The following is a 25099-nucleotide window of genomic DNA, read 5'->3' on the forward strand; positions in this document are numbered from 1 at the left end:
CTCAGACCTCTTCCACGGCGGGACCGGCGTGGACGTACGCCGCCCGCATCACGTCCTCCAGGTCCGCCTCGTCGATGGAGATGCCCGTCACCTCGAACCGCTCGATGACGGCCTTGAGCGCCTGGTGGACGGTCGGAGCGTCGGGCCCGTCCGGCCCGAACACGACCTGCGGGCCTTCCTGTCGCAGCACCGCGATGCCCGGCGGCGGTACGACGTCGGTGTGCCCGTCGGCGAGCGTCGCCCGCACCTGCCAGGTCGAGCCGAACCTGCGGCGGATCTCGTCGAGCGTGCCGTCCAGGACCAGCCGACCGTGGTTGATCAGCACGACCCGCTCGGCGAGCCGCTCGACCTCCGTCATGTCGTGCGTGGTCAGCAGCACCGTCCTGCCGCGCTCCTCCACCTGGTGCCGCAGGAACTCACGGACCTGTTCCTTGACCACCACGTCCATGCCGATGGTCGGCTCGTCGAGGAAGACCACCGGCGGGTCGTGCAGCAGCGCGGCGGCCATGTCGCAGCGCACCCGCTGGCCGAGGGAGAGATGGCGCACCCGGGTGTCCCAGAAGGCGGACAGTTCGAGGATGTCGTCGAACTCCCGTAGCCGGGCCGCGTGTTCGGCCTTCGGCACCTCGTAGATGTCCCGCAGGATCGCGAACGACTCCTTCACCGGCAGGTCCCACCACAGCTGGGTGCGCTGTCCGAACACGGCGCCGATGTTGCGGGCGTTGCGCTCCCGCTCCTCGTACGGCACCACGCCCGCGACCCGGGCCTCGCCGGAGGTGGGAGTGAGGATGCCGGTGAGCACCTTGATGGTGGTGGACTTGCCGGCACCGTTCGGGCCCAGCAGGGCGAGGAGCTCGCCCGGTGCCACATCGAAACTGATGTCGGAGACGGCGTGCTTGACGGCCCGCTCCGGGTTGACGAGTGATCTGAGCGCGCCGGCGAAACCCGGGCGGCGCACGGTGGTGTGGAAGGAGCGGGAGAGGGAGCGGACCTCGATACTGCCGATCACTCGATGAACCTCCGGGTGAGTTGGATCAGCCAGACGGTCGCCGCGAGCGACGCGGCGGAGAGCGCGGTCAGCAGCCAGGGGACGGCGTGGATGCCCGAGGCCTCGATGCCCGCCCCCAGCAGCGGGGGAGCCGCCACTCCGCCGATCATCGACGCGGCGATGACCCAGGCACCGGCGCGCTTCGCCTGGGGAAGTGCCCTGTTCAGCCAGGGCAGTCCGGTCGGAAAGACCGGCGCGATGAACAAGCCAACACCCGCGTAGGCCACCGGCGCCACTTCTTTTACACGTGCCACCAGCAGGCAGACGGTCATGCCGGCCGCGCAGATCGTCAGGATCCGCTCGGGGGAGTACCTGAGGGTGATCGGTACGACGAGGAAACGGCCTGCCGTCATCATCAGCCAGTACACGGAGGTCGCCGAGGCGGCCACGGCCGCGCTGTAGCCGACGGTCTCCAGATGGGTGGGCTCCCAGCCGCCGACACCCGCCTCGACGCCGACGTTGAGGATGTACAGGGCGAGGAAGCCGACGAGGATGCGGGGGAGGCCCAGCGGGCGTTCGGTGGTGGTTGCAGCCGCTGCAACCACCTTCGTGTGTACGCCACTTGAGCCGAAGCCGACCAGGAGCGCGGCCAGCAGCGCACACGCGCCGAAGGCGTACCCGTACCCGTCAGGGCCCAGCCACGCCACGATCGCCGGTCCGAGCACCGCGCCTATGCCGAAGTGGGCGTTCAGCACGTTCAGCATGGCGGTGGAGCGGTCACCGAAGCCGACGGCGAACAGCTGGTTGAGGCCGTAGTCGATGCCGCCGAAGCCGAGGCCGCCGAGGAACGCGGCGCAGAGCGCGAGGGGCCAGTCGGGGGCGAGCGCAAAGCCCGCGGCGCCGGCTGCCATCAGCCCGTAACTCGCCGCCAGCAGGGCCCTGTTGCTGATCCGGGAGTGGATCGCGTTGAAGGCGAGGACGCCTACGACGCCACCTGTGAAGTGCAGGCTCAGGCCGAGACCGGCGCCCGGCGGGGACAGGCCGAATTCCACGCGCAGGCCCGGGACCGCAGGGCCGTAGAGCGCCTGGAGCATGCCGATGAGGACGAAGCCGACGCAGGACGCGACCGCGGCCGGCCGGCTGAAGAGCCGGCCGGCCGCGACGGACCGCGTGTCCGTGTCGGTCAATTGATCTCCGAGAAGACGAAGGAGAACTCGGCCGGCTCGGCCCGCAGGTGGTACTGCGGCAGCACGCCCGGGCCGCAGGAGCCCGTGCCGATGCCGTGCAGGCCGTGGTCGAGGTTGACCCAGACGGTGTCACCCGGTGTGAGGTCGGTCAGGTGGGTGGCCGCGTCCAGTTGCTCGGTCGTCCAGCGGCGGGCGCTGAAGAAGAACTCCGGGTCGCCCTCGACACGCAGCCCGCCGATCTCCGCCCAGCGGACGTCGGCACGCGCGCCGTTCTCCTGCGGACGCACGTACGGCGTCTGCAGCCCGTCCACCCTGGACTCCCAACGGCCCACCCTGGAGGCCGCCTTGGTGTCCGGGTACCCCTCACCGGGGCCGCCGCCGAACCACTTCACGGCGTCGGCCCGGGAGAGCCCGAAGCGGACGCCGAGCCGCGGCAGCGGCACGGTCCACTCGCCCTCGGGCCCCACGGACACGGTCAGCCGCAGCCGGCTGCCGTCGGACGTCCACCGGTACACCGTGGCGAGCCCGAACTCCCAGGCGGCCGGCGCCACCCGCGTCCGTACGGTCAACGCGTCGTCGCCGACCTCGACGGAGTCCAGCCGGTGCCGCATGCGGTGCAGGCCGTATTTGCGCCACAGCATCGAGAAGCGGACGTCCGTCTGCCAGTCCGCGCCCTCGTCGTTGTCCGTGGTCGCCCGCCACACGTCCAGGCGCAGACCGCTCACCTCGACATCGCCGATGGTCTTCAGCGCGCCGGTGCGGGCGTCGAAGGAAGCGGGGCCGAGCGTGATCACGCCGTTGCCCGCCACAGGCCCGTCGGTCGCGGCGACGGAGGCCAACAGCCGTGTCAGGACCGGGACCTGACCCCACGCCACCTCATGGCCCTTCGGACCCCAGGCGGTGTCCGCGGCCAGCAGCGCCCGCACCGTCCACTGCGTCTCGGCGCCGGCCGGTGTCTGGGAGGGCGGCTCCGGCAGCTTCACGTCGGCCGACTCGCCGGGTGCGAGCTCCGGCACCGACAGCGTGCCCGCCTCGACCGTCTCGCCGTCCACCTGGTACGACCACTCGAAGGCGAGGGCCGACAGGTCGGCGAAGTCGTACTTGTTGGTCACGCGTACGGTGCTGTCCGAACCGTCGCCCTCGATACGGACCGGCTCGATGACCTTCTTGTACTCGACCAGGCCGGGGGAGGGCCGCCGGTCGGGGAAGACCAGCCCGTCGCAGACGAAGTTGCCGTCGTGCAGTTCCTCGCCGAAGTCGCCGCCGTAGGCGAAGCCCAGCTCGGGATGGGTGACGCCGTGGTCGATCCACTCCCAGACGAAGGCACCCTGGAGACGGTCGTACGTCTCGAACAGCCGCTGGTAGTCACTGAGTCCACCAGGGCCGTTGCCCATGGCGTGCGCGTACTCGCAGAGGATGAAGGGCAGTTGGCGCCGCTTGTGGGTGCCGCCGTCCAGCTCGCGGCCGATCGCCTCGACCTCGGCGTGCGAGGCGTACATCCGCGAGTACATGTCCGTGTCACGGCAGTCGATGTCGCCCTCGTAGTGCACGAGGCGCGAGCCGTCGCGGCCGTGGATCCACTCGGCCATCGCGGTCAGACCGCGGCCGGTGCCGGCCTCGTTGCCCAGCGACCAGATGACCACCGACGGGTGGTTCTTGTCCCGCTCCACCATGCGCGCGGCGCGGTCGATCAGGGCCGGGGTCCAGCGGTCGTCGTCGACGGGGTTGTCGCGCCAGGCCTGCTCGGTGAAGCCGTGGGTCTCCAGGTCGCACTCGTCGATGACCCACAGGCCGTACTCGTCGCACAGGTCGAGGAAGGCCGGGTGCGGCGGGTAGTGCGAGGTGCGCACGGCGTTGAGGTTGTGCCGCTTCATCAGCAGCACGTCCTCGCGCATGGTCTCCAGGTCGAGGGCGCGGCCCTTGTCGGGGTGCCACTCATGGCGGTTGACGCCCTTGAAGAGGAGCGGCCTGCCGTTGACCTTGATGAGGCCGTCCTCGAGGACGACGGTGCGGAAACCGATGCGCAGCGGCACGCGCTCGCCCTCGGTGACCAGCTCGCCGTCGTACAGCTTCGGCGTCTCGGCGGTCCACGCCTGGACGGGCACCGTCACCGGCTCGCCCGTTGCGACATCGATGTCCAGGGCGGGCACGGACACCCGGCCGTCGACGTCGGAGTCGACGCGCAGGGTGCCCTCGCCCGTGACGTGGTCGTAGGCGGCGTGCACGAAGAAGTCGAGGACGCTGCCGGCCGGGCGGTGCAGCAGTGCCACATCACGGAAGATGCCGGGCAGCCACCACTGGTCCTGGTCCTCCAGGTAGGAGCCGGCCGACCACTGGTGCACGCGGACGGCGAGCACGTTCCCGCTCGGCTTCAGCAGATGGCCGACCGCGAACTCGTGCGGCAGCCGGGAGCCCTTGAACTCGCCGATGTCCGTGCCGTTCAGCCAGAGGCGGGCGCAGGACTCGACACCGTCGAAGCGCAGGACGGAGCCACCGTCGGCGGGCCAGTCCGTGGGCAGGTCGAAGACGTGCAGGTGGTCGCCGGTCGGGTTCTCCGTCGGGACGTGCGGCGGGTCCACCGGGAAGGGGTAGAGGTGGTTGGTGTAGGCGGGCAGACCGAACGCGCCGTCGCCCTGCAGGACCCAGTGGCCGGGGACCGCGACCTCGGCCCAGTCCCCTGCGTCGAATCCCGGCTCGGCGAACGAGTCGTCCTCGGCGTCGGCGGTCGGTGAGACGCGCAGGCGCCAACTGCCGTTCAGTGAGAGTGACGTGGCGTCGGAGGACGCGTACCAGGCGCGGGGCGGGAGGGCTCCGCTGCCCGGTGAGACGTCCTCGACGTAGTCGGTGGCCGTGGTCGCGCGGAAAGACATCGGTCTCCAGGTCGTGATGAGCAGGGTCAGCCCTTGATACCGGTCTGCGCGATCCCCTGGACCAGCCAGCGCTGGAGGAAGAGGAACACGAACACCAGGGGCAGGATGGAAATGGCGGTGGCCATGAAGATCAGATGGAAGTTGACGGTCTGGTTGGTCATGAAGGAGGAGAGCGCGATCTGGACGGTCCAGGAGCTCGGGTCCTGGCCGATGACCAGCGGCCACAGGAAGGAGTTCCAGGCGCTGATGAACGTGATCGTGGCGATCGCCGCGAAGAAGTTCAGCGAGTTGGGTACGACGATCCGCCAGTACGCGCCCCAGTAGCCCAGCCCGTCCACGCGCGCAGCCTCCTCCAGCTCCTTCGGGAACCCCAGGAAGTACTGCCGGAACAGGAAGCAGGTGAAACCACTGAACAGGCCCGGAATGATCAGACCGCGGTAGGTGTCCACCCAGCCGAGGGACGAGACCAGCACGAAGCTCGGCACGAAGGTGACGGCGGTCGGGACCATCAGGGTCGCCAGGACGCCGTAGAAGACCTTGTCGGCGTGCTTGTACGGGATGCGGGCCAGGCCGTAGCCGGCCAGGGAGCAGACCAGGAGGGTGCCGAACGTGGTCAGGACGGCGACGACCAGCGAGTTGATCATGGAGCGGCCGAAGTCGACCGTGGGGTCGTCGAACAGCTCGGAGATGTTGCCCCATTGGAAGGAGGGCAGCAGCTTCCAGTTCTCGCCCGTGATCTCCAGGTCCGTGGAGAGGGAGTTGCGGAGGATCAGGTAGAACGGGATCAGGAACAGCAGCGCGGCGACGCCGACGGCGATGTACAGCCCCGTGTTGCCGAAGGCGCCCCGGTCCTTCTTACGCTGCTTGCCGACCTGAGGTGCGGTGGTGGTCACTTGGCCTCATCTCCCCTGCCGAAGCCCATGAACTTGCCCTGGATCAGGGTGACGGCGCAGATGAGCAGCGACAGGATGACCGCGCCCGCGCTGCCGGCGCCGTAGTCCTGGCTGGTGCCGAGGGCCGATTTGTACAGCACCATGAGCGGTGTCTGAGCCCAGGTCGCCTTCTGCCCGATGATGTTGAAGAACTCGTCGAACGCCTGGTACGCGGCGATGAGGAGCAGCAGGATGACCGCGGTCGAGGTGGCGCGCAGCTGCGGCAGTGTGATGTACCGGAAGGTCTGCCAGCCCTTCTTCGCACCGTCGATGGCAGCGGCCTCGTACAGCTCGGCCGGGATGTTCTGGAGCGCCGCCAGGAACAGGATCATGTAGAAGCCCGACTGGATCCACAGGCGCAGGGTCACGATGACCAGCCAGTACCAGGGCGGAGTGGGGTTGGACATCCATGCGACGGTGTCGGCGCCGAACCAACCGATGACCGTGTTCGCGAGGCCGAAGCGGACGCCGCTGAAGATGGACATCTTCCAGATCAGGGCAGCGGCCACGTACGAGACGGCGGTCGGCAGGAAGAACACCGAGCGGAAGAACGCCCGCATGAACCGCAGCCGGTTGACCAGCAGCGCCAACCCCAGTGACAGGGCCCAGGTGGTCGGCACGATGAACGCGGCGAACACGGTGAACGTCACCAGCGAGCCGGGGAATTGGCTGTTGGTCAGGATCTGCTTGTAGTTGTCGAAACCAATGAAGTGGCTCGGCGTGACGGTGTAGCGGGCGTCGAAGAAGCTGAGCCAGACGCTCCAGACGATCGGCACGAAGACGAAGATCGCCAGGCCGATGAGGAAGGGCCCGGTGAAGAGCCAGAAGTTGACGGTCGGGTTGCCCCGCAGGCCCCGCCGCGGCCGGGTCTTGGAGACCTTGGCCGGGGCGGGCTGGGCGACCCCGCGCGTGGTGGTGGTCGACATGTCGTGGTCTTCCCGGCGGCCTATCCGAACAGCTTCTTGAGTTCGACGTTGACCTTCTTGTCGCAGGTGTCGAGTGCCGCCTCGGGGTTGCCGTTCTTACGGACGGAGGACGCGATCACCTCGGCGAACGCGTTCTGCATGGTCTGGTCGTAGGCGATGTTGTCGAAGTGGCCGTAGTCGGTGAAGAGCTTCACGCCCTCGGCCGGCAGGCCCGACTTGAGCTTGGTGGCCGAGTTGGCGATCGAGGTGCGCGGCGGGATGTGGAATCCGTACGAGGTGGCCCAGTCCTCCTGGTACTTCTTCTGGTCGATCCACAGCCACTTGACATATTCCTTGGCCGCGTCGACGTTCTTGCTCTTGGCGTTGACGAAGACCGACCAGCCGCCGTTGTAGACGGACAGCTTGCCCGCGCTGCCGATCTTCGGGAACGGGAAGATGCCGAGGTCGTCGCCGAGCGCCTTCTGCATAACCGGCATGGACCACATGCCGCCCCACTGCATGGCGCACAGGCCCTGGTTGAGCGAGGACGGGTCCCAGAAGTCGGTCGGCGCGTCCAGGAGCACGTTGCCGCTGGTGAACAGCGTGCGAAGCTTCTTGAGGCCTTCGACGACGCCGTCCGTGTGATAGGCGATCTCGTTCTTCTCGTTGATGGTGTCGGCGCCGGCGGACCAGATGATGGGGTTCTGGATCGCGCTGAAGTCGTTGCCGAGGAAGACGCCCTTGACCTTGCTGGTCGTGAGCTTGGCGGCGGCCTCGACCAGTTCGTCGAGCGTGGTCGGGACGTCGACCTTGGCCTTCTCCAGCATTGACTTGCGGTAGTAGAAGAACTGCGGGTCGTCGATCATCCGTATCCCGTAGATCTTCCCGTCGACCGTGTGGGACGTGATGTCGTTCGGGTTGAAGTCGTCCTTGACCGGGTCGATGAGGTCGGTCAGGTCCGCCACCTGGCCGCTCTTGACGAGCTGAAGCTGCGGGTGGAACTCGAAGACGTCGGGTGCCTTGCTGGTGAGCAGGGCCGCGAAGAGCGCGGACTCGAAGTTGTTGCCGGTGATCCAGTTGGTGTTGACGTTGGCCTTCTTGTACGCGGCCGCGTACCGCTTGAGGGCCTGCTCCGTCCCGGCCTCGCCGTAGGCGTGGAAGTACTGGGTGAGCTGCGGGCCCGAACCCCCGCTCCCGCCACGACCGTTGTTGCTCCCGCACGCGGCAAGGCTGCCGGCGGCGGCCATGCCTGCGGCAGCCCGGAAGATTGACCGGCGGGACCAGTTGTTGTTGCTCATTGCCGACATGCTGACGTCCTTGTCTCGATTCCGGCTGCGACTGAGGCTGCGGCTCCACGGCTTCAGCGCCGGGGTGGCTCAAAATGCGTTGCGGTGCGGGGACGTTAACCTTCGGCTAAGCCTTCGGCAAGGGGTTGGACGAAGTCTGCTCGAAGCGTTGCGCCCGGTTCGGGATGCCGAACAGGGGGATGTGCAAGGGGTTTGGAGGGCCGCCGGGTCAGGGGTGGCCGGCGGCCCTCGGACAGCGGGATTCCCGGGAGTCCTCTGCGGCTACGGTGTCACTGCCTGCTCCAGACCTCGTTGGTCCCGCCGGTGCAGCTGTAGAGGATCACCCTGCTGCCGTCGGTGGTCGCCTGTCCGCTGACGTCCAGGCACTTGCCGGACGCCTCGCTGAGGATCTGGCCGTTGGCGTTGAGCAGCCAGCGCTGGCCGGCCTCGCCGGTGTACTTCGCGGCCGTCGTCAGCCCCGAACTCCCCGCCGTCAGATAGCCGTTCGCGCCCTTCAGAGCGCCCTTGGCGTCGTACGACCAGGACTGCCCGTCGCCGTTCGTGCAGGTGCCGATCGCGGCCCCCGAGGCGTTGGCGGTCAGGCACTTCCCGGACTGCTTGCCCTGCAGTGCGCCCGTGACCGCCGAACTCCCGTGGCCTTTCTGGTCGAAGACGTACGTCGTGATGGAGCGGGCCGCGAGGGTCGTCGTGGCCGTTCCCGCGCGTACCGACGGGCTGTCCACCCTGGCCCAGTCCTCGGTGGCCGACGTCCGCACGGCCTGCGAGGCCCGTACCGGCGACCTGCTGTTGAAGTGCAGACTCAGCGGCGTATCAGTGGAGTTGTGGTTGTTGACCACCACCACCCACTTGCCGTCCCGGTCGTACGACGACACCTCGACCCCGTCCGGTGCCCCGGTCACGTTGTGCGCGACCGAGCCCGGCCGGACGAACTTGCTGTACTGCCCGAGCGCGTAGTACCGCTTGGTGAAGTACAGCTTCTGGTTGCCGTTCGTCGCGTAGTCGGGGTCGTAGTAGATCAGGCCGTCGTTCCAGCCCACGTCGTTCTTCTCGGTGGGGGAGGTGCCGTAGCCGCTGGCCAGGGCCACCCACCACTGGAACGCCGAGTCGTGCGAGCTCGCGAAGTCCTTGTAGATGATCCGCGACGTCAGCAGGGCGTTGTCGATGCTCGGGTCGTACTCCTGGTTCCAGCCCGTCGAGCCCTTGCCGAAGCAGCAGATCTCGCTGGCCCAGGACCGCTTGCCGACCGTCCGTGCCGTCTCGTAGACGTTGCCCAGCTGCCCGTCGTTCGGGTTGTTGTACGTGTGGTGGGCGAGCGCGGACACGTACTGCGCCGTGCCCGGCTGCGAGACCCACTGCGGGACCTCGGACACGAACTGCGTCGTCTGGCTGGACTCGTCGGCGATGATCGACGTCTTCTGGTGCCGGGACCGCTGCTCGGCGCCGAGCGCCCGCACGATGTCGTCGCGCTGGTCGGGCGCGACCTTCATGCCCTCCTGGCCGCAGTCGCCGAAGTCGTTGTCCGGCTCGTTGAACGGGCTGATGTAGTCGAAACTCGCGCCCTGCCGGGCGAGGTGGTCGGTCACGTCCGCCACGTACGTGGCGTAGTCCGACTCGTTCGCCGCCTTCAACTGGCCGCCGCAGCTCTGGCCGTTGGTCGTCCACCGGGCGGGCGCGCTGTTGACGAAGCCGATGAGGTCCTCGACGCCGGACTTCGCGGCGTACTTGAGGAACGTCCGGCCGCCCTTGTCCTTGCTCCAGTCGTAGGTGCCGTCGGAGTTCAGGAAGTCCTGGGCGGCGCGGGCGGGGGTGGTGACCGCGGTGCCGCCCCCGCCGATGTTGTAGCGGTAGGAGCTGAGGTCCAGGCCCTGCTTCGAGAACAGCAGCTGCGCCACGCGGGCCTGGACCGCGGGCTTGAAGTGCTGCAGGTCGTTGACCCACCAGGCGCCCGACGCACCGATGTCGTCGATGGTCTGGGCGGCGTGCGGGGAGACCTCGGCCGCCGTGGGGGTGGCGGCCGCGGAGGGCGGGGCGGATATGAGGGGTCCGGTGACGGCCAGTGCGGCTGCGGCTGTCAGCAGGACCGATCTACTGCGGTGGGGGTGAGTCACGAGCATCCCTTCCGTCGTCATGAAGGTGGTGCGGTACGGCTCCTGGCGGGGGTGGTGCGCTTGCCGGCCCTCTGCCCCACGGACTGCAGTGCCCCTTCGAGCGCGAACGTGGCCGCGCCCAGGCACACCGGGTCGGTGGGGATGGGGGAGAGGACGATCTCGGTGGCGGCCATGGGCCGCGGCAGCGCGTGCCGGGCGACGGCCTCGCGCACCTCCGTGACCAGGGGCTCGCCGAGGGCGGACGCGACCCAGCTGCTGAGCACGACCACCTCGGGGTTGAACAGGTTGACCAGGTCGGCGATGCCGGCGCCGAGGTACTTGACGGTGTCCCGGACCACCTTCAGCGCCACCGGGTCGTTGTCGCGCAGCCCCTGGGCCAGCGCGGCGACGGTGGCCGTCTGGTCCTCCGGGTGCAGCAGCGGGCTGTCGGGGCTGAGCTCCCGCAGGTTCAGCATGATTCCGGACGCGCCGACGTAGGCCTCCACACATCCGTGCTTGCCGCAGTGGCACAGCCTTCCGTCCAGGACGATCGTGGTGTGGCCCCACTCGCCGGCGCTGTTGCTCACGCCCCGGTGCAGCCCGCCGCCCAGTACCAGTCCGGCGCCCACACCGGTTCCGAGGTTGACCACCACCGCGTCCCCGCGCCCGCGCGCGGCCCCGAACCACAGCTCGGCCACCGCGGAGGCGCGCAGCGGGTTGTCCAGGTACAGGGGGTAGGCGATGTACTCGGTGAGCAGGTCGAGCAGCGGCACGTCGTGCCAGTCCCAGTTCGGCGCGTACTCCGAGACGCCGGTCGCGCGGTCCACCTGCCCGGGCACGCTCACGCCGACGCCGAGCACCCGCGCGCCCTCGATCCCGGCCTGCGCGACCACCGAGCCGACGGCGGCGGCGACATGGCTGACCACCTGTTCGGGGAGGCTCTCGCCGGGGCGCATGTCCTCGTCGGCGCGGGCGAGCACGTTCAGCGCGAGGTCGAACAGCTCGACATGGACGTACGTCTCCGCGATGTCCACGCCGATCAACGCGCCCCCCGACGCGTTGACGGCCACGAGGCCCCGGGGGCGGCCGCCCGCCGAGTCCTCGAACCCGACTTCCGTGATCATCCGCAGATCGAGGAGCTCGCCGACCAGCGTGGCGACCGTGGCGAGGCTCAGCCCGGTTGCGGCCGCCAGCTCCTGCCGAGAGGTGGGAGACTGGGCGATGATCTGGCGCAGCACCTCGTAGCGGTTCGCGGTGCGGATGTCACGTGATGATGTGCCGCGCTTCATCGAGCTCCCCTCGCTGCCGAACGTGCGGACCGGGGCACGTCGGCTCCGGCGCGGCGCAAATCTATGGGCTCCGCTGCCTTTCTACAAGGGGTTAGGAAAGGGGTTTTATAAAGTCCGGGTCCGGTGGACCGCGCCGCGCGGCCTGCACGAAGGCGTTGGCGGAGATCAATCGGCGATGGCTGGTGGCCGGTGGGCGGTCAGTGGGCGATCAGCCGTCCAGTACGTCCCGCACGAACGCGTTGGTGAACTTTCCCGCCGGGTCCAGCTCCCGCACCAGCGCCCGGAAGTCGCCCAGCCGCGGATACCGGCCCCGCAGCACCGGCGCCGGCGTGGTGAACACCTTCCCCCAGTGGGGCCGCGCGTCGAAGGCGTCGAGTGCCTCCTCCACCCGCCGCACCACCGGCAGCACCGCCTCCGTGTCCTCGATCCAGGTGAAGTGCAGTGCCACGGTGTCCCGCCCGTACGCCGGGCTCAGCCACTGTGCGTCGGCGGCCACGGTCCGTACCTCGCAGATCTGCAGCACGGGCGCGACCGTCGTACGGATCGCGTCGAGCGCCTGCAGCGCGTCGAGGGCGTGCGGTCTGGGCAGCAGGTACTCGGACTGCAGCTCGGCACCGCTGCTCGGGACGAACTCGGCGCGGAAGTGCGGCAGTCGCTCGTGCCAGGGCCCCGGCGCCCCGAACTGCTCGGTGCAGTTGACCGCCGGCATGCCCGGCACCGGATGCAGTTTCTCCGCCGCCGGCGCGGCCCACGGGAAGTCGGGCAGTGACTGGTCGGAGCGCCGCTTGAGCCACACCTGCCGGAAGCCGGGCGCCCGCCAGTCGGTGAACAGGCTCACGCTGTACGCCGACGCCATGATCGTCTCCAGCGTTCCGAAGTCCAGGCCGGCGAGCGGGAGTTCGGTGAACAGATGCTGCTCGACCTGATAGGCGGGCTCAACGTCGAGGGTGAGGGCGGTGACGACACCCAGGGCGCCCAGCGAGGTCACGGCTCCTTCGAAGCGCTCGTCGTCGCGCCCGATCGTCACCATCGCCCCGTCCGCCGTGACCAGCTCCACCTCCCGCACCGCCGACGCGAGCGAGCCGTTGGCGACCCCGGAGCCATGGGTGCCGGTCGCGACCGACCCCGCGACGGAAATGTGCGGCAGGGACGCCATGTTGGGCAGCGCGAGCCCGTGGGCGTCCACCACGCGGGCCAGCTCCGCGTACCGGACCCCGCCCGAGACCCGTACCGTACGGGCCGTCGTGTCCACGTCGATCACCGGTGTCAGCCCGGCGACCGAGAGCAGGACGCCCTCGCTGCCCGGCTCGGCGATCTCGTTGAAGGAATGCCCGCTGCCCAGCACGCGCACCTTCGCGTTCGCGCCCACCAGAGTCCTGAGCGCGTCGATCGAGTGCGGGCGCTGCAGTTCCTTGGCCGCGTAGGTGATGTTGCCGGCCCAGTTGGTGACCGTCTCCGTCATTCCTGCCGTCCCTCGTCTTGGAGTGCGTGTACGTCGACCCTCTCATTTGGCGCCACCACGGCAGAGAGCGTTTTCCACACGGTTTCTGCGAACCTCATGCGCAATTGTCCAGCGCCGAACGCGGTTACTTGTCTGCGGATTTCGTTGTCATGGAGTGCAGGCGATGCTGATCACGTAACTCTCTGGCTACTTCGCTGCGATATCAGTAGTCTGCGGGCCCATGCTCCCTGAACCGCTGCCCGCCGCCCTTCCCCGGACCGAGCTGACCCGGCACCGCCGTCTGCGCGAGCAGGGGCGCCTGGAGCGGGCGGATCTGGACGCGATCCTCGATGCGGGGTTCGTCTGCCTCTGGGAGTGGTGGTCGAGGGGCGGCCCCTGGTCGTGCCGACGGTCTACGGGCGCGGCCAGCGACAGCTTTATCTGCACGGCTCCGTGGCCAGCCGCAGCCTCGCGGGCGGTACCCCGGTGTGCGTCACCGTCACGCACGTCGACGGCCTGGTTCTGGCCCGCTCGGTCTTCGAGCACGGCGTGAACTACCGCAGCGCGATGATCCATGGCGAGGCCCGCAAGGTCACCGACCCCGAGGGGAAGCGGGAAGGCCTGCGGTGCCTCACCGAGCAGGCGGCACCGGGCCAGTGGCAGTACGCGCGCCGGCCGAACCGCAAGGAACTCGCCGCCACCACCCTCCTCGCCCTCTCCCTCGAAGAAGCATCGGTCAAGATCCGCACCGGTCCACCCGACGACGGCGACAGCGACGACGCGGCGCTCGGCGTCTGGGCCGGCAGCCTGCCCCTGACCTCGGCCTGGGGTGCCCCCGTACCCGACCCGCTGCTCCCGCCCGGCATTCCCGTACCGGGACACATCGCGCGCCGCGGGGGGACCCGGCACGGCTGACACCCGGGCGAAGGCATACCGTGAGGAGTCGAACGCCTGAGCCGGGAGGAGAGATCGGATGGGCAGCCGTACCGCACTGGTCGAGGATCTGATGGAGCGGTTCCCGCACGTACCGCGGGAAGCCGTTTTCAAGGAGGACCTGCTGCGCGGCGGGGTGGCCTTCGACCCGTCCGCGCTCAGCGACAACGAGTCCGGCGAGGTCAAGCCGAAGTCGTACTTCATCTTCTCCTTCGACCACGGCACCCTGCCGGAGCTCGGTGAGGCCGCGCTCAGGCGGCCCCCGGAGGAGATCATCCTCACCGGCGGCCCGTACGACCTGCGCCGGACCGTCGTCTCCGTGCGCGTGAACCCGACGTCGCCCTACCGCGTCGCCGCGGACGAGCACGGCGTGCTCGGCCTCTACCTCGACGGGAAGCGCATCTCGGACGTCGGCGTGCCGCCCATGCCCGAGTACTACCGGCACACCCTCTCCAACGGGAAGTCCGTCATGGAGGTCGCCCCGACCATCCAGTGGGGCTACCTCATCTACCTCACCGTCTTCCGGGTCTGCCAGTACTTCGGCGCCAAGGAGGAGTGCCAGTACTGCGACATCAACCACAACTGGCGCCAGCACAAGGCGGCCGGGCGGCCGTACACGGGTGTCAAGGACGTGGAGGAGGTCCTGGAGGCGCTGGAGATCATCAACCGCTACGACACGGCGAAGACGTCCACCGCCTACACGCTGACCGGCGGCGCGATCACCAAGACCGTCTCCGGGCGGGACGAGGCCGACTTCTACGGCCACTACGCCAAGGCCATCGAGGAGCGCTTCCCGGGCCGCTGGATCGGCAAGGTCGTCGCCCAGGCGCTGCCGCGCGACGACGTGCAGCGGTTCAAGGACTACGGCGTGCAGATCTACCACCCCAACTACGAGGTGTGGGACGAGTACCTCTTCAAGATGTACTGCCCGGGCAAGGAGCGCTACGTCGGCCGCGACGAGTGGCACAAGCGGATCCTCGACTCGGCGGAGATCTTCGGCGCCCGCAACGTCATCCCCAACTTCGTGGCGGGCGTGGAGATGGCCGAGCCCTTCGGCTTCACGACGGTCGACGAGGCCATCGAGTCGACCACCGAGGGCCTGCGCTTCTTCATGTCGCACGGCATCACGCCCCGCTTCACCACCTGGTGCCCCGAGCCCACGACCCCGCTCGGCAAGGCCAACCCGGCGGGCGCTCCGCTGGAGTACCACATCCGTCTGCTCCAGGCCTATCGCCGGACGATGGACGACTTCGGCCTCTCCTCCCCGCCCGGCTACGGTCCCCCCGGACCCGGCCGCGCGGTGTTCTCCGTCAGCTCCTTCATGGACAGCCTTCCCGCGCAGGAGCCCTCCGCCGAGGAGCCGACGAAGGTGTGACTCCCGCCGCCGCGCCCGACGAGGTGCCGCCGCGAGCCGATGAATGTCTGTTAAATCTCGGCGGGAATCGATACGTCGTGGCGTTCCTTCCGTATAACTCTCGTAGCAACGAGGAGTGGGTGCAGCAGCGCAGGGCCGAGGCTCTCGACGGGCATGGGCGGGTCGAGGGTGTCGTGCACTCCGACCGGTAGGACGGCGCCCACCGGCGGTCGCCGTCCGGCGACCGCCGGTCACCGGATTTGAAAAGGGCGCTTGTCAGTTGTGTGAAACACGTGAAAGGGTCGGGCCCTGCGCGAGGTTCCCCGCAACTCCGTTGCCAATAAGCCGAGTTGACCTCGTTTGTGGATGCAGGAGACTCATGCCCGACCTGCCGACCCCGAAGAACGCCGCCGAGGCAGTGCTGTTCTCCGAGTGCTGGGACGCGGTGCTTTCCTACGCCGACCTGTGCACCGCCGGCGCCGCCGCGGCCACACAGCTCGCCACGGAGGCGTTCACGCTCGGTGTGCGTGAGGTCCGCGCCGCCGAGACCGCGGGCGACCGGAACAACGGCCGCCGCTCGCCCCGACTCCCCGTCATCCCGCTGCTGTTGACCGCCGTACGCACCACGGCGGCGGCGTGGGAGGCCTGCGGACAGGGCCACGACCTCGACCCCGACCTGCGCCTGTGGCTCAACTCGGACAAGGCCGCGCGCTACACCGGACTTCCGCTGCGTCGCCCGCTCGCCCTGCGCGGCCTGCGCGATCTGCAGGAACCGGACGCGGAACTGCTGTGGCTGGCCGAGGTGGAGGCGCTGCCGCGGCCCGTGGTGGCCCGACGCCTCGGCCTCGACCCGGCTCTCGTGGGCGAGGAACTCGCCCAGGTGCGGGGCCTGTTCAGGGACCGCTGCCACCGCAACCACCTCGACACCCCGATGGACGCGCAGTGCCGCAGCTATGCGCGCCTCCTCGACGCGATCACCAGGTCGCCCGCCGCCGACATCCCCCAGGACCTCTCGCGGCACCTCGCCACCTGCGTGGACTGCGCGGAGGCCGCCACCTGTCTGCGTCCGCAGGGCGGCGGACTGCCCGCAGCCCTGTCCGGCGGGGTGATCGGCTGGGGCGGCCTCGCCTACCTGGAACGCCGGCGGCGCGCGGCCGAGGTGCGCCTCGGCGCGGGACGCCCCGAGCTCACCGACGGGCAGAGCGAGCCGAAGCCTGCCGCGAACCGTGCGCGCGCCGTGCGCAACGGCCTCCTGGTCGCCGCCGTGCTCGTGTCGCTGCTCGCGCTGGCCGTGTCGATGATGCCGTTCGGCAGCACCGGCGACGCCGCGACCGGCGACATCCCCACCGACAGCTCACCCGTGGCGGCACCCCGCCCGTCCCTGCCCTCCGTCACCCCGTCGCCGACCGGCTCCCCGACGCCGTCCGCCACCGCGACCAAGTCCGGCGACCGCAAGAACCCCGACCCCGAACCCCAGGGCACCTCCTCGGCCTCGGCCACCGGCCGCCCTGCACCCGACAAGAGCGAACCCGCCACCTGCAAGGTCGCCTACGACCTGGTCAACCAGTGGCCCGACGGCTTCCAGGCCACCGTCTCCGTCACCACCACCGACGCCCTCGACTCCTGGCGGGTCGCCTGGTCCTTCCGGGACGGCCAGCAGGTCAACCAGATGTGGGACGCGAGCTTCGCCCAGAACGGCTTCCGCGTCACCGCCACCGCCGCCGACTACAACAGGTCCGTCCCCGCCGACGGCACCCTCTCCTTCGGCTTCCTCGCCTCCTGGAGCGGCAAGAACGCGCCGCCGTACGACTTCACGCTGAACGGGCACGCCTGCACGAAAGCCGGTTGACGCGCTGCCGCCGCGGTGGGCCGCTGCGGCATCGGTTCGCACGGCGGCAGACGGCCGCCGTGTGCCAAGAGCGCATGGACCGTACGACACCGAAGGATTGCTGCCCGGGCGCGTGATCCGGGTCGACCGAGCGGAAGAGTCGCGCGGACACCGCCCGGTCCTGGGGACGAATGGCGCCGGCGGCGGGGACGACGACTTTCGTCCCCCCGCCCGCGGAACCGCCGAGGCAGAGCCGGGCCCGCCCCCTGCGTGTGTCCGGGCGGAGCGCTTTGGCTGGGGAGCTGTTGCACGGAGGACTTGGTGAATAGCCTGTGTCCCAGTGCTCCTGCACAGGCTTCTTGGCTGGACGGGGGCGGCCAGGCCACGGCGAAGAGGAATTGCTGCTGTGACGTATATTCAATCCGCAGGTGCCCGGGTCGGTCACGAGCGCTCGCGCCTCGTGGATCCGCCGTGGCCGACCATCGCCTACATACCCGAGCCCATGGACGGCGTGCCGGTGCTCGCGCTCTCGGTGCTCGAGGACGGTTCCCGGACCTGGGACCGCAGCCGGAGACGGTTCGGGGAGCTGATCAGACAGCACGCTCACCGCGAGCCTTCGGCTGGGGGCGACCAGGGCGACATCGTGGAGATCCTGTTCCCGGAGCTGGTGCACATGTGGGGGGCGGAGATCCTCCGCGGTGTGGAACGCGTCGCCAGGGAGAACCGCGTCGGGGTGGTGTTCTCGGAGCTCGGTTTCGACCGGGCGACCGCGGTGTACCTCGATGACAGCGGGGGGCAGCGCGGGCAGGATGTGCTGTCGATCACGTTCCTGCGGGAGGGCCAGCGGGAGCAACTGCGGGCCCAGGGAATCCCCTTCGTCGTGTTCGACCCGGCCGAGGAGCTTGCCGAGGACGTGCCGTTCGTGAGCGCGACGCATTGGAAGGGGGCACGGGCCGCGGTCGGGCATCTGGCAGACCTGGGACATCGGCGCATCGGCATGATCAGCGGGCCCGACCACTCGTTCTGCGTCGCCCGGGTGGCCGGGTACACCTCCGCGCTTCAGGAGGCGGGCCTCGGGCGGGAGCCGGATCTGTTCCTTCGCACCGAGCTGACCCGTGAGAAGGGATACGCGGCGGCACGTGAGCTGCTGTCCCGTCCGGACCGGCCCACTGCCGTGTTCACCGCCAGCGACATGCAGGCCATCGGGCTCTATCAGGCCGCCCGGGAACTCGGCCTGTCGATCCCCCGGGACCTGAGTGTGGCGAGTTTCGACGACCTTCCCGTCGCAGCGTGGATGGACCCGCCGTTGACGACCGTGCGCCAGCCGCTGACGGCCATGGCCAGGGCGGCCGCGGAACTCGCCCTCGGTCTCGGCAGCGGCGAGGACGTGCCGCAGACCAGGCTCGACATCGCCACGTCACTGGTGGTCCGGGACAGCACCGCCCCGCCGGCGTCCTGAGCGACTGCCGCCGCCGTCGGCGGCACTGCTCGGCGGCGCACCGTGAACAGCGGTTCCCCCGTGCTACTTGGGCTCCTTGCGGGCTGCCCGCGCCGGGCGAGCCTTCGGCGGGGCGGTGCTGGCCCGGACAGTGAGGGTGGTGGCGATCTCGAGGCCGACCTGGCCCACCTCCTCGCCGCGGCCGAGCGCGAGAGCCAACTCGGTCGCGGCCACGGCCATTTCGGTCAGCGGCTGATGCACGGTCGTCAGCGGCGGTTCCACCCAGGCCGCGATGGGCAGGTCGTCGAAGCCGACGACGCTCAGGTCCGCCGGGATGGACAGGCCCAGCTCGCGGGCGGCCTGGTAGACGCCCACGGCCTGGAGGTCGTTCGCGGTGAACACGGCGGTGGGCCGGTCGTCGCGGGACAGCAGGTCGCGGGCGGCCGCGTGCCCCTCCTCCCGGGTGGGCCGGGTCTGCACCAGCAGGTCGGGCTCGGCGGGGACGCCGGCCTCGGCCAGTGCGGCGAGGTATCCGGCCTTGCGGGCCAGGCAGTACGGGTGGTCCGGGCCGCTCATCATGGCGATGCGCCGGTGTCCCAGGCCGAGCAGGTGCCGGACGGCGGTGTGGCCGCCGCGGAAGTTGGTGGCGCCGACGAAGGGCACGTCGTCCGGCAGGTCGTCGATCGGGTGGATGACGACGAACGGGATGCCCTTCGCCTCCAGTTGCTCGCGTTCCTTCTGCGAGAGCTGGGACACGGACAGCACGCAGTTGGGACGGCGCCTGACAGTGTCGTCGATGGACATGGGCTGGCTGTCGTGGAGCGCGAGCTCGGAGACCATGACGCCGACGCGGTTCCTGCGCGCCACCCGCTCCACGCCGCGGATGATCTCCACCGCCCACAGGCTCTCCAGCTCCCGGAAGACCAGCTCCACCACCTTGGCGCGGGTGGCCACCGACTTCCGGTAGCCGTAACGGTTGATCAGTTCTTCGACGCGGGTCCGGGTCTGGTCGGAGACTCCCGAGCGACCGTTGAGCACCTTGGAGACGGTGGGGATCGAGACGCCGGCGGACTCCGCGATGTAGGCGATGGTGACGGAACCCGGCTTGTCGTCAGGAGAGCTCTGCTCGTCCGCCGTCGGCTCGCCCGATCCGTTGTCCGTCACGTTCGCCCTTCCTCGACCATGGCTCCACCCGGGACCCGCCTCCTGGTACGGGAGGGACGGCTGCGACGTGCGAGCGTGCCTTGCTGGGGTCATTCTGGCATCCCCGGCCCGGGGCGGAGCCCCTCATCAGGCTTCACCCGATCGGCGTCGCCGGTCCCGCGGCCTCCTGCCCGCCGGTTTCCGGGACGAGCCGGAGCACGACGGCGGACGGTGCGGCGGGGAGGGTCAGCTTCAGGGCGGCGCTCTCCTGGTTCCAGTGGGAGCGTGCCTGACTGGTGGAGGGGTACAGCACCTCCGCGCGTACGGCGGCGTCACGGAACTGCGGCAGCGGGAGCACGGTCGTGTCCTTCCCGCCCGGGCGGCGCCAGACAGTGAGGTAGGTGGTGGCCGGGGTGTGCAGGGCGAGGGCGATCCACGGGTCGTCCCAGGCAGGGAGTCCGAGCGGCCAGGTGGGCAGCGCGGTGGCCAGGTCGGCGCGCAGGGCCTTGTGCGCGGCCACCGCCTCGGCGACCAAGTCCTGTGCGGCGGGCGACAGTTCCGGGAGCCGCCCGGAGAGGTGGATCCGCCCGAGCAGGGCGTTGGCCATGGTGAAGGCGACCTCGTCGAGGGTGTCCTCCGGCTGCGGGTAGGCCCAGACGGCGCCCTGTTCGGGGGTGACCGCGGTGGGCGCGGAGGCCGCGATCGGCGCGTAGAGCGTGAGGTTCTGCTGGTCGCTGGTGGACTGGAGCTGGAGCCGGGACAGCAGCGCGTAGTCGGTGCGCATGCCGCCGGAGGCGCAGTTCTCCAGGACCAGGTCGGGGTGGCGGTCCAGGACGCCGTCCAGCCAGTCCAGGTGGGCGCGGTTGTGGCCGAGCAGGCCGTCGGCGGCAGCCTCGCCCGGGTTCCCGCTGGTGCCCGGCCCGGGGTCGATGTTGTGGTCCAACTTGACGTAGCCGATGCCGAGTTCGCCGACCAGGCGGTCCACCACCCGGTCGAGGTGGTCGCGTGCGGCCGGGTGGCGCAGGTCCAGGTGGTAGCGGCCGCTCTCGACGACCCGGACGCCGTCGCGGCGGAAGAACGCCTCCGCCGGCAGCGAGTGGGCCAACGGGCTGGTCACGCCGACGACTTCGGGTTCGAGCCAGAGGCCGGGGACCATCCCGAGCTGCCGGATGCGGTCCAGCACCTCGTGGATGCCGCGCTCCCCGGGGAAGCGGGAGGACGAGGGCTCCCAGGCGCCGACGCCGGTCCACCAGTCGCCCTCGTTGTCGTCGTACCAGCCGGCGTCGATGACGAAGTACTCGGCACCCGCCGCGGCGGCCGCGTCGATGTGGGGGAGTAGTTTGGCCGTGGTCGGGTCGCCCATCAGGCAGTTCATGTAGTCGTTGAAGATGACGGGCAGGCGCCGGTGGTCGGGGTGCGGTCGGCGGACGGCGCGCCGGTACCGGGTGAGCGCCGCGAAGGCCTCGTCGGGTCCTTCGACGCCGAAGGCGATCGCGACCGGGACGGTCTCGAACGAGGCGCCGGGCTCCAGCAGCCGGGACCAGCCGTGCCGTCCGGCACTCGGTCCGGACAGGGCCAGGTATGCGGAGTCGTCGTGCTCGCCGCACTCCCAGTGCCAGCCCCCGCCGTTGTGCTCGATCTGCCACACCCACGTCCGGCCGGTCCGGCGGTCGGTCAGCCCGCCCATCGGCAGCCGGTCGCAGCTGGACCACGTGCCCTGCCCGGCGACGGCGAAGCCGCCCTTGCCGTACCGGTAGTGGACGCGGCCGCTGAGGACCGGTGAGCTGAGCCGCATCGGCCGGCGCTGCCAGCGGTACTCGGCGAGCCAGTCGTTCTCCGCCCACAGCAGGTCGGCCGCCTCGAGGTCCGCATCCGCGGTGAGGCCGCCCAGCACGAGGGAGGTGACGGACTCCAGGCGCAGGCTCTGGGTGCTCTCGTTGCGGATCACAACCTGGCTGCGCAGCGCCGGGACGCCGTCGGGGGAGCTGAGGACCACCTCCGCGGCCAGTCCGCCGGCCGGGTCATGGAGCTGGACGGTCAGCCGGTGCCAGGCGCCGTCCCGGGCTGCGGTGTGCCCGCGGTAGCGCAGGTCGGCGCCGATGACGGTGTCGATCACCCGGTGTCCGGACCAGTGGTGGCCGTGGTTGGTGGTGGTGGCTTCGACGAGCGGCAGGGGCGCCGCCGCGGGCGGTTCCGCCGGCAGTTGCCCGGGGACGCCGAACCGGCGCAGCCGTGGCGGGCCGTCCGGGTCGGTGCCGATCTCCAGGTGGAGGGCGTCGTGGCCCCAGCGGATGGTGGGGGATTCCTCGGTCATGGGGATTCCTTTCCGGAGGAACGGTCAAGGGAGGCAGGGGAGTTCAGAACCTTCGGAGTACGGCGCAGCCGCCGGGCGGCAGTTCGCTGACGCCGGTGCCGGTCAGCAGGTCGTGGCCGGGGTCGGGCAGCGGCACCGCGTCGCGCCGGTGGTTGAGCAGGAACTGCCAGGCGCGTCCGTCGGCGGCCCGGCGGGGGTCACTCCTCGCAGACGTATGAACGAAAATTTCCTGAAGGGGCGGGAGCGCCCGGTGCGCAGCCAGCCGCCGGGGAGGCTCGGAGTCAGAGGAAAGAATTGACGTGCTCATGGCCAAACGGTTCGTTGCCGCAGAAATTACTTGGAAACAACCAAGAAATTTTCCTGCCCAGCACCTCGGCGCCGTCGGTGACCAGGGCATCCACCCAGCGGGCCGCCCGGGCCCCCGCCGGAAGCTGCAACGGGCTCTCCGGCACGGCCCGGAGCGGCAGTTCGGCCTGCCAGGTGATGAACTCGGTGGTCTGCCGGGCCTGGAAAGCGCGCCAGGCCACGTCGTACTGCGGCTGCGCGTTGCCCTCCGGGGTCCACAGGTCGGCCCAGGTGGTCAGCCGGTGCCACCAGTGGACCAGGCCCCACTCCCGGTTGAGCGTCTCCACGTCCCCGTAGCGGGCCCGCAGGTCGTCGACGAAGCGCTGGAAGACGCCGTGGTTGTGCGGCAGCCGGCAGCCGGGTTCGTTGTCGGCCTGGAAGCCGATCACGGCCGGGTGGTCGGCGTGGCGGGCGAGGATGCGGCGGACCACGCGCTCCGCGTGGAAGCGGAAGGCGGGGTGGGTGATGTCCATCTCCTGGCGGGCGCCCCGCGGGGCACGGCGGCCGATGGCGTCCTCCGCGGCGATCTCGGGGTGGAGCCGGGCCGGCCACGGGGGACGGCATAGGTCGGGGTGCCCAGCACCACCGCGATGCCGCGGGCGTGTGCGGAGTCGAGGACCGGCTGCAGCCACTCCAGGTCGAAGCGGCCGCTCGTAGGCTCCCAGGTGGACCAGACCGACTCGCCGACGCGGACCACCGTGAAGCCGGCCTCGGCCATCAGGTCGAGGTCGGCTTCGATGCGGTCCATCCGGTGGTACTCGGGGTAGTAGGCGGCCGCGAACAGCACGCGGGGCGGAAGCGTGGTCACGGCGGTCCTCCGGCCGGGGCGGTGCGGCCGGCCGAACACCGGCCGGTCGCACGGGGGTTGACCTGGGTGCTCCGGTGCGGAGGTCCGGGGAGGAGGCTCCGCACCGGGGCGGTTCGCGGTGCCGGCTGGTCCTGGCTCAGGTGGCGGTGCCGGTCACGGTCGAGCCGGAACGGGTGACGTGGTAGGTGACGGTGGCGCCGCTCCAGAAGTGGAAGGTGAGCGTCACCGGGGCGCCGTCCTTGACCGTCTTGAGGAAGTCGGCCTTGACGGTGGTGGTGTTGTTGCCGTAGTCGGGGCGGTAGTTGTCGAACGACTGGAAGGTGGTCCAGGAAGCCGGGCCGGCGGCGGTGCCGTCGGCGTAGGTGGACTCGACGTTGGCCATCAGGTCACCGTTGAACTGGGTGGGTATGGTGAGTCCGTCCTCGGTTCCGGTGGCGTCGGTCATCACCGGCTTGTCGTACGAGCGCACGAAGAGTTTCCACGGGACGCCGTCGGAGTACCGGGCCTCGAGGGTGGCGTCGACGCCGGCAGCACGGTCGCCGGCGAGCCGGGTGAGGGCGTCGGCGGTCAGCGTCAGCCGGTCGCCGTTGAGGGTGTAGTCGACGAACGGGATCAGCGGGCGGTCGCCCTGCCAGAGGCCGGTGAACGAGAGGCCGTTGCGGTTGAGCGTGATGGTCTGCGCCGCGATGGGACCGGACTTCGGCAGGAAGATGTTGTCGGTGGAGGCGGTGCCCGAGCGGGTCCGCCAGGAGCTCTGGATCAGGGCCTTCATCTCGGGGACCTGCCACTTCATGGTGGAGCGGTTCAGGAAGTCGTTGGCGGCGTCCCAGACGGCGGAGGTCATGCCGTTGATGCGCGCCTCGTAGTTGACGTGCTCGAAGTACTTCAGCATCTCGCCGCGTTCGACCACGCCGGAGTACGGCGAGGTGAGCAGGCCGTACTCGCCGAGATAGACGGGGATGCCCTTGGCCACGAAGGTGTCGTGCACCCGGGCGAAGCCGTCGGTCAGGTCCTTCTGGGCCGTTGCGTCGTAGGCGGTCCCGTTGGCGATGTTCACGCTGAACGGGTACCAGCTGTAGTAGTGCACGGTGGCGACCAGGTTGGGGTCGTGCAGCGAGCTCATCGTCGTGGACAGGTCGTCGAGCCAGTGCTGGGCGTTGTTGGTCTCCTCCGAGGGCAGGACGAGCAGGCGGTCCTTGTTCCCGCCCCCGGAGTTGCGCACGACGTCGTGGAAAGAGGTGTTGAGTTCCCGCAGGTACTGGGTCTTCTGGGCGTCGGTCGCGTTGGAGAACTGCGGCTCGTTGATGCTCTCCATGAGCAGCTTGCGCGGCTCGTCCTTGAAGGTGGTGGCGATCTGCTGCCAGGTCGATTTGAACCGCGCCATCACGTTGTCGTGGTCGGTGGACATGTTGGCGATCCACTTCCACGAGTCGTGGTGGACGTTGATCTCGACGTAGAGGCCGTCCTCCAACGCCCAGTCGACCACCTGCTTGACCCGCTTCATCCACACGGGGTCGATGGTGTACGGGGCGGTGTCGGACTGGTGGGGGTACCAGGTGACGGGAATCCGGACGCTGCGGAAGCCCTGGGCGCGGAGACCGTCGAACGTGGCCTTGGTGGTGAGCGGGTTGCCCCACGAGGTCTCGTCGGGGATCGCGTCGAAGGTGTTGCCGAGGTTCCAGCTGGGCTGCATCTGGGCCACGGCGGCCATCGCGCTACGGGGGGTGTGGTGCGCTGCTGCCGGCGCCTGGCCGGCCGGTGAGGCGACGGCGGTGCCGCAGGTGAGACTGCCGGCGGTGACCACGGCCGCCAGGAGCCCGGCCGTCCGGTGCAGGCGGCGGTTGTGTGGGCGGGCGGCGCGCGGTGTGCCCTTCTGCTGTGCGTCGTTCACGGTTCGTCCCTTCGGATGAAATGGGTGGTGGGGCGAGGA

At 69.9% G+C, this 25099-nt stretch carries 16 protein-coding genes and 2 pseudogenes; 4 read left to right on the forward strand and 14 right to left on the reverse strand.

Features of this window, described 5'->3' with window-relative positions:
- Nucleotide 1: 1 nt before the first annotated feature.
- The 9 genes from ACYUED_RS34650 to ACYUED_RS34690 form a co-directional block, all read right to left on the reverse strand.
- Nucleotides 2–1009 (reverse strand): ABC transporter ATP-binding protein, encoded by a 1008-nt coding sequence (locus ACYUED_RS34650; RefSeq protein ID WP_491288537.1) that lies wholly within the window; start codon nt 1007–1009, stop codon nt 2–4.
- Nucleotides 1006–2082: an MFS transporter gene (locus tag ACYUED_RS34655; protein WP_491294570.1), complete on the reverse strand. Its 1077-nt coding sequence runs from the start codon at nt 2080–2082 to the stop codon at nt 1006–1008. Before ACYUED_RS34655 ends, ACYUED_RS34650 begins: the two co-directional genes overlap by 4 nt.
- Before the next feature lie 89 nt (nt 2083–2171).
- Nucleotides 2172–5045 (reverse strand): glycoside hydrolase family 2 TIM barrel-domain containing protein, encoded by a 2874-nt coding sequence (locus ACYUED_RS34660; protein ID WP_491288538.1) that lies wholly within the window; start codon nt 5043–5045, stop codon nt 2172–2174.
- A 26-nt stretch (nt 5046–5071) separates the two neighbouring features.
- Nucleotides 5072–5938, reverse strand: a complete 867-nt coding sequence (locus ACYUED_RS34665; RefSeq protein WP_491288539.1) for a carbohydrate ABC transporter permease — start codon at nt 5936–5938, stop codon at nt 5072–5074.
- Nucleotides 5935–6903: a carbohydrate ABC transporter permease gene (locus ACYUED_RS34670; protein WP_491288540.1), complete on the reverse strand. Its 969-nt coding sequence runs from the start codon at nt 6901–6903 to the stop codon at nt 5935–5937. The genes ACYUED_RS34665 and ACYUED_RS34670 overlap by 4 nt, the downstream gene beginning before the upstream one ends.
- A gap of 20 nt (nt 6904–6923) precedes the next feature.
- A complete protein-coding gene (locus tag ACYUED_RS34675) occupies nt 6924–8189 on the reverse strand; it encodes an ABC transporter substrate-binding protein (protein WP_491288541.1) in 1266 nt (421 codons plus the stop codon).
- A gap of 269 nt (nt 8190–8458) precedes the next feature.
- Nucleotides 8459–10303, reverse strand: coding sequence for a glycoside hydrolase (locus tag ACYUED_RS34680; protein ID WP_491288542.1), 1845 nt, complete (start codon nt 10301–10303; stop codon nt 8459–8461).
- 11 nt (nt 10304–10314) lie between these two features.
- Nucleotides 10315–11565, reverse strand: coding sequence for an ROK family protein (locus ACYUED_RS34685; protein ID WP_491288543.1), 1251 nt, complete (start codon nt 11563–11565; stop codon nt 10315–10317).
- A 208-nt stretch (nt 11566–11773) separates the two neighbouring features.
- Nucleotides 11774–13027, reverse strand: a complete 1254-nt coding sequence (locus ACYUED_RS34690; protein ID WP_491288544.1) for an FAD-binding protein — start codon at nt 13025–13027, stop codon at nt 11774–11776.
- Nucleotides 13028–13247: 220 nt separating this feature from the next.
- Here ACYUED_RS34690 and ACYUED_RS34695 point away from each other — a divergent pair.
- The 4 genes and pseudogenes from ACYUED_RS34695 (at nt 13248) to ACYUED_RS34710 (ending at nt 18580) form a co-directional block, all read left to right on the forward strand.
- Nucleotides 13248–13921, forward strand: a pseudogene (locus tag ACYUED_RS34695) (pyridoxamine 5'-phosphate oxidase family protein).
- 58 nt (nt 13922–13979) lie between these two features.
- The gene (locus ACYUED_RS34700; RefSeq protein WP_491288545.1) at nt 13980–15314 is read left to right on the forward strand and encodes a radical SAM protein; all 1335 of its coding nucleotides are present in this window, start codon (nt 13980–13982) and stop codon (nt 15312–15314) included.
- Between the two features lie 358 nt (nt 15315–15672).
- Nucleotides 15673–17142, forward strand: coding sequence for a cellulose binding domain-containing protein (locus ACYUED_RS34705; RefSeq protein WP_491288546.1), 1470 nt, complete (start codon nt 15673–15675; stop codon nt 17140–17142).
- A gap of 385 nt (nt 17143–17527) precedes the next feature.
- Complete coding sequence (locus ACYUED_RS34710; protein ID WP_491288547.1) at nt 17528–18580, forward strand: substrate-binding domain-containing protein; 1053 nt, start codon at nt 17528–17530, stop codon at nt 18578–18580.
- Nucleotides 18581–18643: 63 nt separating this feature from the next.
- Here the strand turns inward: ACYUED_RS34710 and ACYUED_RS34715 are convergent, their stop codons facing one another.
- From ACYUED_RS34715 to ACYUED_RS34735, 5 genes and pseudogenes are all read right to left on the reverse strand, one after another.
- Nucleotides 18644–19723 (reverse strand): LacI family DNA-binding transcriptional regulator, encoded by a 1080-nt coding sequence (locus ACYUED_RS34715; RefSeq protein WP_491288548.1) that lies wholly within the window; start codon nt 19721–19723, stop codon nt 18644–18646.
- A 133-nt stretch (nt 19724–19856) separates the two neighbouring features.
- A complete protein-coding gene (locus tag ACYUED_RS34720) occupies nt 19857–22016 on the reverse strand; it encodes an alpha-galactosidase (protein ID WP_491288549.1) in 2160 nt (719 codons plus the stop codon).
- Nucleotides 22017–22059: 43 nt separating this feature from the next.
- Complete coding sequence (locus ACYUED_RS34725; RefSeq protein ID WP_491288550.1) at nt 22060–22323, reverse strand: Beta-galactosidase C-terminal domain; 264 nt, start codon at nt 22321–22323, stop codon at nt 22060–22062.
- 157 nt (nt 22324–22480) lie between these two features.
- A pseudogene (locus tag ACYUED_RS34730) lies at nt 22481–23169 on the reverse strand (beta-galactosidase); the annotation flags it as partial.
- A gap of 136 nt (nt 23170–23305) precedes the next feature.
- Nucleotides 23306–25060: a cellulase family glycosylhydrolase gene (locus tag ACYUED_RS34735; RefSeq protein WP_491288551.1), complete on the reverse strand. Its 1755-nt coding sequence runs from the start codon at nt 25058–25060 to the stop codon at nt 23306–23308.
- Nucleotides 25061–25099: the final 39 nt, after the last annotated feature.

The organism is Streptomyces sp. DF42, assembly GCF_058267695.1.

Coding starts and splice junctions, on each gene's coding strand:
- ACYUED_RS34655 (WP_491294570.1), bottom strand. CDS start 2,082: ATGCTCCAGGCGCTCTACGGCCCTGCGGTCCCGGGCCTGCGCGTGGAA.
- ACYUED_RS34660 (WP_491288538.1), bottom strand. CDS start 5,045: ATGTCTTTCCGCGCGACCACGGCCACCGACTACGTCGAGGACGTCTCA.
- ACYUED_RS34670 (WP_491288540.1), bottom strand. CDS start 6,903: ATGTCGACCACCACCACGCGCGGGGTCGCCCAGCCCGCCCCGGCCAAG.
- ACYUED_RS34675 (WP_491288541.1), bottom strand. CDS start 8,189: ATGTCGGCAATGAGCAACAACAACTGGTCCCGCCGGTCAATCTTCCGG.
- ACYUED_RS34680 (WP_491288542.1), bottom strand. CDS start 10,303: ATGCTCGTGACTCACCCCCACCGCAGTAGATCGGTCCTGCTGACAGCC.
- ACYUED_RS34685 (WP_491288543.1), bottom strand. CDS start 11,565: ATGAAGCGCGGCACATCATCACGTGACATCCGCACCGCGAACCGCTAC.
- ACYUED_RS34690 (WP_491288544.1), bottom strand. CDS start 13,027: ATGACGGAGACGGTCACCAACTGGGCCGGCAACATCACCTACGCGGCC.
- ACYUED_RS34700 (WP_491288545.1), top strand. CDS start 13,980: ATGGGCAGCCGTACCGCACTGGTCGAGGATCTGATGGAGCGGTTCCCG.
- ACYUED_RS34705 (WP_491288546.1), top strand. CDS start 15,673: ATGCCCGACCTGCCGACCCCGAAGAACGCCGCCGAGGCAGTGCTGTTC.
- ACYUED_RS34720 (WP_491288549.1), bottom strand. CDS start 22,016: ATGACCGAGGAATCCCCCACCATCCGCTGGGGCCACGACGCCCTCCAC.
- ACYUED_RS34725 (WP_491288550.1), bottom strand. CDS start 22,323: ATGAGCACGTCAATTCTTTCCTCTGACTCCGAGCCTCCCCGGCGGCTG.